A 3,316-nucleotide genomic window follows, 5' to 3' on the forward strand; every position below is an offset into this window, starting at 1 on the left:
GGTTCAGCGCCCAAAATACACCGGTGCCCAGCACAGCAAGTCCGAACGTAACGGCTCGTTTTTTCAAAGCTGAAGTTTCGGTGTTCTGGGTAGGCAAGATTGCGTTCCAGCTTCGTTGACTCGCTATGTATCCATGTGTATACAGTTGGACGCAATATGGCAAGTGAGCGCTCGATGACGATCCAAGACGCCTCCTTACAACCTGGCCCACAAGGCAATTCTGCGTATCAGCGCCTACTGGATGAGATTCGCGACGGCATCCTTTTGCCCGGCGATCGCCTGCGCGAGACGGAGCTTTCCGAGAGGCTGGGTGTCAGCCGCACCCCGGTGCGTGAAGCGATCCGGCAACTGGAGGCTGACGGGCTGGTCACGCATATCCCCCGACAGGGCGCAACAGTGCGAAGCCTGGATTACACCGAAGTCATGGAGCTTTATGAGATGCGCGCCGTTTTGGAGGGCACTGCAGCCCGTCTGGCCGCACGAGCCGCATCTGATGTCGAATTAGATGAGTTGGACGTGCTGAATGACCGCTTGGCCGAGGCGGGTACCGGCCCTGAGGCCGCGCGGATCAATCGGATATTCCATGCGACGCTTTTGGATGCGGCCAAGAACCGGTTTCTCGCGAAATCCATCATGTCTCTGCAAAAGGCGCTGTTGATCCTTGGACCGTCCCAATTGCTGGACGGTGAACGCGCCGAGGCCGCCGTGGCCGAACACAAACGCATCATGGTCGCCCTGAAAGCCCGCGATGGCGCAGCAGCCGAGACTGAAATGCGGGCGCATATTCAGGCCGCGCAACGCATGCGCATCCGCGCCTTGCAAGCACGTGATCGTACGATTGACGAAAATCATTAGGTAGACAGGATATGGCCACCCAAAAGGAAGCCTACGATATCGCTGTGATCGGAGGGGGAAACGCGGCCCTCTGCGCCGCGATGACCGCCGCCGAAGCAGGCGCCCGCGTTCTGATCCTTGAGACGGCGCCGAAACCCTATCGCGGCGGAAACTCGCGCCACACGCGCAACTTTCGCTGCATGCATTCGTCTCCTTTGGGGCCGTTAGTCGATACGTACGGTGAAGACGAATACCTCTCGGACCTGCTCAAGGTCACTGATGGCAAAACTGATGAGCATCTGGCCCGTTTGGCGATCCGCACGTCCGAGGAATGCTTGCCGTGGATGGAGGAACGCGGGGTTCGGTTCCAGCCCTCGCTATCCGGAACCCTGTCGCTGGCGCGCACCAATGCCTTCTTTATGGGCGGCGGGAAGTCTCTGGTTAACGCCTATTACCGCACGGCTGCGGGACTGGGTGTGGATGTCTTGTACGAGGCCGCCGTCACGCATCTTGAGTTGAACGATGACCGGATCGAATGGGTGGACTACACTTATGAGGGTCAATCCCACCGGATTATGCCCAAGGCGGTCATCGTTGCCTCGGGCGGGTTTCAGGCTGACACGGATTGGCTTACCCGTGCATGGGGCGAACCTGCGAAGAACTTTCTGATCCGCGGTACGCCCTATAACCGAGGCGTGGTCCTGTCTGATCTTCTGGACCAAGGAGTAGAAAGCGTCGGCGACCCGACCCAATGCCACGCCGTTGCCATCGACGGGCGCGCGCCGAAATTCGACGGCGGCATCGTCACCCGTCTGGACTGCGTACCATTCTCCATCGTCGTGAATAAGAACGCCGAGCGTTTCTATGATGAGGGCGAGGATGTCTGGCCCAAACGCTACGCGATCTGGGGGCGCCTGGTAGCGGCGCAGCCGGACCAGGTGGGGTACGTGATCATCGACGCCAAGTCGCTGAACCTGTTCATGCCGTCGGTGTTCCCACCGCTAAAGGCGGACACGTTGGAAGAACTGGCTGGGATGATGGACCTGCCTGCCGACAAGCTGAAGGCAACCGTTGCCAAATTCAACGAAGCATGCGGCGATACCAGCGCATTTCATCCGACCGAGTTAGACGGGGTCACGACCTCGGGTTTGACCCCGCCCAAGACCAACTGGGCGCGTCCGATCATCGAGCCGCCCTTCTATGGTTATTCGCTGCGCACCGGCGTGACCTTCACTTATCTCGGATTGAAGGTCGACGGCTCAGCCCAATGCTCGACTCCCAAAGGAAAGATCAAAAACCTTTGGGCCGCCGGCGAGACGATGGCCGGTTCGATCCTGGGGCAGGGCTATCTGGCCGGGTTCGGCATGACCATTGGAACCGTCTTTGGACGTATCGCAGGACGTGAGGCCGCTGCTTATGCAAACTGATCTGATCCAGGAAGCCCGTCGTCAGGCCGAGATTTGCAATGCGTGCCGATATTGCGAAGGCTATTGCTCGGTCTTCCCGTCGCTGCACGCAGAGCGCGCGTTCTCGGATGGGGACATCACGCAGTTGGCCAATCTCTGCCACAACTGTCGCGGGTGCTACTACGCCTGTCAGTACACCGCCCCGCACGAGTTTGACCTGAACCTGCCGAAGGCCTTGGCCGAGGTTCGTCGGGACAGTTGGGAAAGCTTTGCCTGGCCGCAGCCGCTGGCGCGACGGTTCCATACCCATGGTGGTGCAATAGCGCTGGCGCTAGTCGTTGGCTTTGCCCTGTTGTTCTGGGCCATTCGCGCAATTGGATCGAACGGAGGCGAGGGGTTTTACGCAGTCCTGTCACACAACGCGATGGTCGCGATATTTGCGCCCGCGTTCCTGTTGCCTCTGTTCAGCATCGCCATCAGTCTGAGGCGCTATTGGGCCGAAGTGGACGGCAAGCCCATCCAGATGTCTGATCTGATGGCCGCGCTCAAACGCGCGGGCAAGATGCAGGATCTGGCCGCAGGCCATGGCGAAGGCTGCAACTTCGAGGACGAAGACCGGTTCAGTCAGGGCCGACGCCACATCCACCACGCCATCATGTATGGCTTCCTGCTGTGCTTTGCGTCGACCTCTGTCGCGACGATCATGCACTATGTCTTCGGAATGCACGCGCCTTACGGATTCTGGTCGCTGCCGAAACTGTTCGGGATCTCCGGAGGTATTTTGCTGACGGTGGGGTGCGGTGCGATGGCGCTGCTCAAACAGAAATCTGACCGCGATCTGGGTGATGCCTCCGCATGGGCAGGAGATATCGGCTTCATCCTGTTGCTCGGGTTTGTGGGGCTCAGCGGGCTGGTTCTCTATGCCCTCGGTTCAACGCCTCTGATGCCCGCACTGCTGGCCATCCATCTCGGATCGGTTCTGACCTTTTTCCTCCTCACACCCTACACAAAAATGGCACACGGCTTCTATCGGCTTGCTGCGCTGGTCCGAGACGCTCAACGAAAAAGAGATGTGT

General features: G+C 59.3%; 3 protein-coding genes. All 3 read left to right on the forward strand.

Translation table 11 applies throughout. The annotated features are described in order from the left end of the window. Nucleotides 1–174 precede the first annotated feature (174 nt). On the forward strand, nucleotides 175–855 hold the full coding sequence (locus tag ACR0B3_RS23530; protein WP_480811185.1) for a GntR family transcriptional regulator: 681 nt from the start codon (nucleotides 175–177) through the stop codon (nucleotides 853–855). An 11-nt stretch (nucleotides 856–866) separates the two neighbouring features. Then, on the forward strand, nucleotides 867–2,261 hold the full coding sequence (tcuA, locus tag ACR0B3_RS23535; RefSeq protein WP_480811186.1) for an FAD-dependent tricarballylate dehydrogenase TcuA: 1,395 nt from the start codon (nucleotides 867–869) through the stop codon (nucleotides 2,259–2,261). Then, a partial coding sequence (gene tcuB, locus ACR0B3_RS23540; protein WP_480811187.1) for a tricarballylate utilization 4Fe-4S protein TcuB occupies nucleotides 2,251–3,316 on the forward strand: 1,066 nt, incomplete at its 3' end. The genes tcuA and tcuB, both read left to right, overlap by 11 nt.

It is taken from the genome of Ruegeria sp. CE9 (genome assembly GCF_056537425.1).